Origin of the sequence: Pseudomonas sp. DrBHI1 (assembly GCF_002205115.1) — a bacterium.
GTDB classification, from domain to species: Bacteria; Pseudomonadota; Gammaproteobacteria; order Pseudomonadales; family Pseudomonadaceae; genus Aquipseudomonas; species Aquipseudomonas mosselii.
The window spans coordinates 1-7,044 of sequence record NZ_NIBE01000117.1 but is presented as its reverse complement, the minus strand read 5'-3'; the positions used below and the strand labels follow the sequence as shown (position 1 = coordinate 7,044).

The window sequence follows — 7,044 nt, the reverse complement described above, 5'->3', positions numbered from 1 at the left end:
GGGCGCGGCGGTCGGAGTTGCCTTCGCGCAGGACCGGGTTCACGGCGCTGCCCTTGATGCGGTCATAGCGGGCGCGGGATTCTTTTTCCTCGGCGCTGGCCGGCTCGTCGGCGTAGTCGGGGATGTTGAAGCCCTTGGCTTGCAGCTCCTTGATCGCGGCCTTCAGCTGTGGAACCGACGCGGAGATGTTCGGCAGCTTGATGATGTTGGCTTCAGGGGTGGTGGCCAGCTGGCCCAGTTCCGCCAGGTGATCGCCTACCTGCTTCTCGGCACCCAGTTGCTCCGGGAAGGCGGCGAGGATACGGCCGGCCAGGGAGATGTCACGGGTTTCGACAGCGATATCGGCCGAAGCGGTGAAGGCCTCGACGATCGGCAGCAGCGAGTAGGTGGCGAGGGCGGGGGCTTCGTCGGTGAAGGTGTAGATGATCTTGGAACGGGTGGGCATGCGGGTTAACTCTCTATGTGCTGAGCGTACTCGAGTCTCGAGGTGCGCAGGGTAGGCGCTTCGCCCTGGCGACGCCATGAGCGGAAAGTCGAGAGGCTGCGAGCGGTGATGGTGGATGCATCAGTCGAGCGTCAAGTGCTGGGCCGCGGTAACAACCCAGGCTTTGCGGTCATTCATGACCAAGGGCGAGCCGCATTTTCCTAGGGTTCGCCCCGATGACCCTATGGTCGCGCCGGAGTATATCAAACCCTTTGGGCTATTCAGCAAGGTGAACTGGTATCAGCGCATTTATAAGACCAAAGACGTAGGAGCAATGTGGCGTGTTGCCGCAGGCTGCCAGGGGGATTTTCCGATCCTTTTTCGACTGTCGTGGCAGCGAGCTTGCAGGTCGGCAGATGTGGTTTAGGCTCAGTGGATCGCACGATTTCCAATCACACCAGGAAAAGCGGAGTAGTGCAGCATGGGATACCAGAAAATCAAGGTTCCGTCTGATGGTGCCAAGATCACTGTCAATGCAGACCATTCGCTCAACGTTCCCGATAACCCCATCATTCCCTACATCGAAGGTGACGGCATTGGCGTGGACGTGTCGCCGGTGATGATCAAGGTGGTCGACGCCGCCGTGCAGAAAGCCTACGGCGGCAAGCGCAAGATCGCCTGGATGGAGGTGTACGCCGGCGAGAAGGCCACCCAGGTCTACGACCAGGATACCTGGCTGCCCCAGGAAACCCTGGACGCGGTGCGCGACTACGTGGTGTCGATCAAGGGGCCGCTGACCACCCCGGTTGGCGGCGGCATCCGCTCGCTCAACGTGGCCCTGCGCCAGCAGCTGGACCTCTATGTGTGCCTGCGCCCGGTGGTCTGGTTCCAGGGCGTGCCGAGCCCGGTGAAAAAGCCGGGTGACGTCGACATGGTGATCTTCCGCGAGAATTCCGAGGACATCTATGCCGGCATCGAGTGGAAGGCCGGTTCGCCCGAGGCGAACAAGGTGATCAAGTTCCTCAAGGAAGAAATGGGCGTCACCAAGATCCGCTTCGACCAGGACTGCGGTATTGGCGTCAAGCCAGTCTCGAAGGAGGGCACCAAGCGCCTGGTGCGCAAGGCCCTGCAGTATGTGGTGGACAACGACCGCAAGTCGCTGACCCTGGTGCACAAGGGCAACATCATGAAGTTCACCGAAGGGGCCTTCAAGGACTGGGGCTACGAGGTGGCACGCGACGAGTTCGGCGCCGAGCTGCTCGATGGCGGCCCGTGGATGAAGTTCAGGAATCCGAAGACAGGCCGCGAGGTGATCGTCAAGGATGCCATCGCCGACGCCATGCTCCAGCAGATCCTGCTGCGTCCGGCCGAGTACGATGTGATTGCCACCCTCAACCTCAACGGCGACTACCTGTCCGATGCCCTGGCGGCGGAAGTGGGTGGTATCGGCATCGCGCCAGGCGCCAACCTGTCGGATACCGTGGCCATGTTCGAGGCCACACACGGCACCGCGCCGAAGTACGCCGGCAAGGACCAGGTCAACCCGGGCTCGGTGATCCTCTCGGCGGAAATGATGCTGCGGCACATGGGCTGGACCGAGGCGGCCGACCTGATCATCAAGGGCACCAATGGCGCCATTGCGGCCAAGACCGTGACCTATGACTTCGAGCGCCTGATGGACGGCGCGACACTGGTCGGTAGTTCGGGCTTTGGCGAGGCGCTGATCAAGCACATGTAAGCGGGGCAAAAAAACCGGTCGCCTCTTTATATTAAAGGGGCGACCGGCTTTTTCGTTTACCGGCAGACAGGTTGGGAATCAGACTTCGACGGTATTGTTTGGGTTCGTCGCGCTGGCCTGGACGTTGCTGGTGGCGCTTCTGATGTCGGTCGCGTGCAGCCCTTTGGGGCCCTGGATGATCTCGAAGTTCACGGCCTGGCCGGCTTTCAGCGTCTTGTAACCGTCCATCTGGATCGCTGAATAGTGGGCGAACAGATCATCGGTCTTGCCATCCTCGTTGATGAATCCGTAGCCCTTGGCATTGTTGAACCACTTGACTTTACCGCTTGCCATCCCTATGTCCCTCTGCAAAGGACTCCATCACTGGAGTATCATCCACTTCATCCGCATACGAACCTTGCGAGAAAATCTGGTTGACTGCGCGGATCTTTATCGACCACGGTGGGTTCTTATTGGTTGTAACACCGTTTTGCCGATAGTCAAGGTCAGCCGGCGCCTGCGCCGGGAGCGGCCTGCGCGGTCAACCCACAACCTTAACCTGTCGATCATGATGAAATTCTTTCCATGCATGTACCCAGTGAGATTCGACTAACATTCAATCAGGATCGCCCCCAGTCGCATGAGGACGGGCATGAGGACGATGGCGCGGGCCTTGCCGTCCAGGAGGCCAAGCCGATCCTGCAGGCGCCGCCGATGTACAAGGTGGTTTTGTTCAACGATGACTACACGCCGATGGATTTCGTCGTCGAAGTGCTCGAGACGTTCTTCAATCTGAACCGCGAGCTGGCAACGAAGATCATGCTGACCGTCCATACCGAAGGGCGGGCAGTATGCGGATTGTTTACCCGTGACATCGCCGAGACAAAGGCCATGCAGGTCAACCAATACGCCAGGGAAAGCCAGCATCCGCTACTCTGTGAAATCGAGAAGGACGGTTAATCGCCGACCACTTGGGTATGAGGTGAAGCTATGTTAAACCGCGAGCTCGAAGTCACCCTCAATCTGGCCTTCAAGGAGGCCCGTTCGAAGCGTCATGAGTTCATGACCGTCGAACACCTGCTGCTGGCACTCCTTGACAATGAGGCTGCCGCGACCGTTCTGCGCGCCTGTGGCGCCAATCTCGACAAACTCAAGCACGACCTGCAGGAGTTCATCGATTCGACCACCCCGCTGATCCCTGTGCATGACGAGGACCGCGAGACGCAACCGACCCTGGGCTTCCAGCGTGTGCTGCAGCGTGCCGTGTTCCACGTGCAGAGCTCCGGCAAGCGCGAAGTGACCGGCGCCAATGTGCTGGTGGCGATCTTCAGCGAACAGGAAAGCCAGGCAGTGTTCCTGCTCAAGCAGCAGAGCGTGGCGCGCATCGACGTTGTCAACTACATCGCCCACGGCATCAGCAAGGTGCCGGGCCACGGTTCGCACAACGAAAGCGAGCAGGACATGCAGGACGAGGAGGGCGGCGAAGCGTCGTCGTCCAGCAACCCGCTGGACGCCTATGCCAGCAACCTGAATGAACTGGCCCGGGCTGGGCGCATCGACCCGCTGGTCGGGCGCGAGCAGGAGGTCGAGCGCGTGGCGCAGATCCTCGCCCGCCGGCGCAAGAACAACCCGCTGCTGGTCGGCGAGGCCGGCGTGGGCAAGACCGCCATCGCCGAAGGCTTGGCCAAGCGCATCGTCGACGGGCAGGTGCCCGACCTGCTGGCGCAGAGCGTGGTCTACTCCCTCGATCTCGGCGCGCTGCTGGCCGGTACCAAGTACCGCGGCGACTTCGAGAAGCGCTTCAAGGCGCTGCTCGGCGAGCTGCGCAAGCGCCCGCAGGCGATCCTGTTCATCGACGAGATCCACACCATCATCGGCGCCGGTGCGGCCTCCGGTGGCGTGATGGATGCGTCCAACCTGCTCAAGCCGCTGCTGTCGTCCGGTGAGATCCGTTGCATCGGCTCGACCACCTTCCAGGAGTTCCGCGGCATCTTCGAGAAGGATCGCGCCCTGGCGCGGCGCTTCCAGAAAGTCGACGTCACCGAGCCGTCGGTGGAGGACACCGTGGGCATCCTGCGCGGGCTCAAGGGCCGCTTCGAGAGCCACCACAACATCGAGTACAGCGACGAGGCCCTGCGCGCCGCCGCCGAACTGGCCTCGCGCTACATCAACGACCGGCATATGCCCGACAAGGCCATCGACGTGATCGACGAGGCCGGCGCCTACCAGCGCCTGCAGCCGGAAGCCAATCGGGTCAAGCGCATCGACGTGCCGCAGGTCGAGGATATCGTCGCCAAGATCGCGCGGATTCCGCCGAAGCACGTCACCAGCTCCGACAAGGAGCTGCTGCGCAACCTCGAGCGTGACCTGAAACTGACCGTGTTCGGCCAGGATGCGGCGATCGACTCGCTGGCCACCGCCATCAAGCTGTCCCGTGCCGGCCTCAAGGCGCCGGACAAGCCAGTCGGCTCGTTCCTGTTCGCCGGCCCCACCGGCGTGGGCAAGACCGAGGCCGCCCGTCAGCTGGCCAAGGCCCTGGGCGTGGAACTGGTGCGCTTCGACATGTCCGAGTACATGGAGCGGCATACCGTGTCGCGCCTGATCGGTGCGCCGCCCGGCTATGTCGGGTTCGACCAGGGCGGTCTGCTGACCGAGGCCATCACCAAGCAACCGCACTGCGTGCTGCTGCTCGACGAGATCGAGAAGGCCCACCCGGAAGTCTTCAACCTGCTGCTGCAGGTAATGGATCACGGGACCCTGACCGACAACAACGGGCGCAAGGCGGACTTCCGCAACGTGATCCTGATCATGACCACCAACGCCGGCGCCGAAACCGCCGCGCGGGCCTCGATCGGCTTCACCCACCAGGACCACTCGTCCGACGCGATGGAGGTCATCCGCAAGAGCTTCACGCCGGAGTTCCGCAACCGCCTGGATACCATCATCCAGTTCGGCCGCCTGTCCCACGAGACGATCAAGAGCATCGTCGACAAGTTCCTCATCGAACTGCAGGCGCAGCTGGAAGACAAGCGTGTGCTGCTGGAGGTCACCGACGCCGCCCGCGGCTGGCTGGCGGCCTCGGGCTACGACGTGCAGATGGGCGCACGGCCGATGGCGCGGCTGATCCAGGACAAGATCAAGCGGCCGCTGGCCGAGGAGATCCTGTTTGGCGAGCTGGCCGAGCACGGTGGTGTGGTGCATATCGACCTGCGCGATGGCGAGCTGGTGTTCGATTACGAGACCACGGCTGAAGTCGCGTAAGGCTGGGGCTGCACAGCAGCCCCGTTTTATGGAAGCCCACAAAAAAGCCCGGCACATTGGCCGGGCTTTTTCATGGCTGGAGCTTAGCGCGCACGGTAGGTGATGCGGCCCTTGCTCAGGTCATACGGCGTCAGTTCGACGCGGACCTTGTCGCCAGTGAGAATACGGATGTAGTTCTTGCGCATTTTGCCAGAGATATGCGCGGTAACGACGTGCCCGTTTTCCAACTCCACGCGGAACATGGTGTTGGGCAGGGTGTCGACGACAGTGCCTTCCATTTCGAAGCTGTCTTCTTTCGACATGCAGTAAAGCCCTCGGTATCCAGTGATGGCCCGACGCACGACTGCACCGGGCAAAAAAAGTGGCGTGGATTATGCCCGAAATTTGTGTTTCAAGCCAATGCCTTTCAGTTGAGGGTGACCCAGCGCTGGTTGATCAGCAGTTCGATGGGGCGATACTGGGTTTTGTAATTCATTTTCTTGCAGTTCTTGATCCAGTAACCGAGGTACACCGCCTCGAGGTCCTGGCGCAGGGCCTCGGTGATCTGCCAGAGGATGGCATAGCGCCCCAGGCTGCGGCGCTCCTCGTCGGGCTCGTAGAAGGTGTACACCGCTGACAGCCCATTGGGCAGCAGGTCGCACACCGCCACGGCCAGCAGCCGGCCCTCCAGGCGGAACTCGTAGAACCAGCAGAACGGCAGGTCGCGGACCAGGAAGGTGGAGAACTGGTCGCGGCTGGGCGGGTACATGTCGCCGTCGGCGTGGCGCTGCTCGATATAGCGCCGGTACAGGTCGAAGTATTCTTCCTTGAAGGACGGGCGGGCGGCGGTAACGGTCAGGTCGGCGTTGCGCTTGAGGATTCGGCGCTGCTGGCGGTTGGGAATGAAGCGCGCCGCCGGGATGCGCGCCGGCACGCAGGCGTTGCATTGCTGGCAATGCGGGCGATAGAGGTGATCGCCGCTGCGGCGAAAGCCCATCTCCGACAGGTCGGCATAGACGTGCACGTCCATCGGCTGGCTCGGGTCGAGAAACAGCGTGGTCGCCTGCTCATCCGGCAGGTAGCTGCAGGAGTGGGGTTGAGTGGCATAGAACTTCAACCGCGCCAGCTCTGTCATGATCAACCCCTTAGGTGAGACGTTGTCTCTAAGTGTAAGCCAGCTCCGGGAACTCGCCTAGGCAACCCAGTTGGCGCTGCTGGGCTGATCCAGGTACCGCGCCAGGTGGTTGGCGAACTCGACTCGGCTGATGGCGCGGGCGCCCAGGCTGTGCAGGTGGTCGGTGGGCATCTGGCAGTCGATCAGCACGAAGCCGGCCTGCCTGAGGTGTTCGACCAAGGTCACGAAGCCCACCTTGGAGGCGTTGTCGGCGCGGCTGAACATCGATTCGCCGAAGAACAGCCGACCCATGGCCAGGCCGTAGAGGCCGCCGACCAGCTCGCCGTCGCGACGCACCTCCACCGAATGGGCGATGCCGCGGCGGTGCAGCTCGCAGTAGGCGGCGCGCATGTTGTCGGTGATCCAGGTGCCGTCGGCATAGTTCCGCGGCGCGGCGCAGGCGGCGATCACCGCCGCGAAATCGCTGTCGAAGCTCACCTGGTAGCGGCCCTGGCGGATCAGCTTGGCCAGCGAGCGCGAGACGTGCAG

Annotated in this window: 8 protein-coding genes; 3 read left to right on the top strand and 5 right to left on the bottom strand. The window is 62.3% G+C overall.

Annotated elements, in window-relative coordinates:
- Window positions 1-445, bottom strand: a 445-nt coding sequence (locus tag CC207_RS27920; RefSeq protein ID WP_371916504.1) for an NADP-dependent isocitrate dehydrogenase, incomplete at its 3' end; no start/stop codon positions are given.
- A 460-nt stretch (window positions 446-905) separates the two neighbouring features.
- On the opposite strand from CC207_RS27920, the gene icd reads away from it, so the two are divergent.
- Entirely contained in the window at window positions 906-2,162 is a 1,257-nt protein-coding gene (gene icd / locus CC207_RS22380; protein ID WP_028692392.1) for an NADP-dependent isocitrate dehydrogenase, read from the top strand.
- Window positions 2,163-2,240: 78 nt separating this feature from the next.
- Here the strand turns inward: icd and cspD are convergent, their stop codons facing one another.
- The gene (cspD, locus tag CC207_RS22375) at window positions 2,241-2,495 is read right to left on the bottom strand and encodes a cold shock domain-containing protein CspD (RefSeq protein ID WP_036986657.1); all 255 of its coding nucleotides are present in this window, start codon (window positions 2,493-2,495) and stop codon (window positions 2,241-2,243) included.
- Between the two features lie 231 nt (window positions 2,496-2,726).
- Here cspD and clpS point away from each other — a divergent pair, with 231 nt between their 5' ends.
- Both clpS and clpA read left to right on the top strand, forming a co-directional pair.
- Window positions 2,727-3,101, top strand: a complete 375-nt coding sequence (gene clpS, locus CC207_RS22370; RefSeq protein ID WP_028692390.1) for an ATP-dependent Clp protease adapter ClpS — start codon at window positions 2,727-2,729, stop codon at window positions 3,099-3,101.
- A 30-nt stretch (window positions 3,102-3,131) separates the two neighbouring features.
- Window positions 3,132-5,402 (top strand): ATP-dependent Clp protease ATP-binding subunit ClpA, encoded by a 2,271-nt coding sequence (gene clpA / locus CC207_RS22365; protein WP_028692389.1) that lies wholly within the window; start codon window positions 3,132-3,134, stop codon window positions 5,400-5,402.
- An 83-nt stretch (window positions 5,403-5,485) separates the two neighbouring features.
- On the opposite strand, the gene infA is transcribed toward clpA, so the two are convergent.
- The 3 genes from infA to aat all read right to left on the bottom strand — a co-directional run.
- Window positions 5,486-5,704 carry a translation initiation factor IF-1 gene (infA, locus tag CC207_RS22360; protein ID WP_002553999.1) on the bottom strand — a complete coding sequence of 73 codons (219 nt, stop codon included), beginning with the start codon at window positions 5,702-5,704 and terminating at the stop codon, window positions 5,486-5,488.
- Window positions 5,705-5,808: 104 nt separating this feature from the next.
- Window positions 5,809-6,516 carry an arginyltransferase gene (locus CC207_RS22355; protein ID WP_028692388.1) on the bottom strand — a complete coding sequence of 236 codons (708 nt, stop codon included), beginning with the start codon at window positions 6,514-6,516 and terminating at the stop codon, window positions 5,809-5,811.
- A gap of 57 nt (window positions 6,517-6,573) precedes the next feature.
- Window positions 6,574-7,044, bottom strand: a 471-nt coding sequence (gene aat / locus CC207_RS22350) for a leucyl/phenylalanyl-tRNA--protein transferase (protein WP_143496163.1), incomplete at its 5' end; no start/stop codon positions are given.

Excerpts from the sequence above, each read along its gene's own strand:
- icd (WP_028692392.1), top strand. The coding sequence starts at position 906 with ATGGGATACCAGAAAATCAAGGTTCCGTCTGATGGTGCCAAGATCACT.
- cspD (WP_036986657.1), bottom strand. The coding sequence starts at position 2,495 with ATGGCAAGCGGTAAAGTCAAGTGGTTCAACAATGCCAAGGGCTACGGA.
- clpS (WP_028692390.1), top strand. The coding sequence starts at position 2,727 with ATGCATGTACCCAGTGAGATTCGACTAACATTCAATCAGGATCGCCCC.
- clpA (WP_028692389.1), top strand. The coding sequence starts at position 3,132 with ATGTTAAACCGCGAGCTCGAAGTCACCCTCAATCTGGCCTTCAAGGAG.
- infA (WP_002553999.1), bottom strand. The coding sequence starts at position 5,704 with ATGTCGAAAGAAGACAGCTTCGAAATGGAAGGCACTGTCGTCGACACC.
- CC207_RS22355 (WP_028692388.1), bottom strand. The coding sequence starts at position 6,516 with ATGACAGAGCTGGCGCGGTTGAAGTTCTATGCCACTCAACCCCACTCC.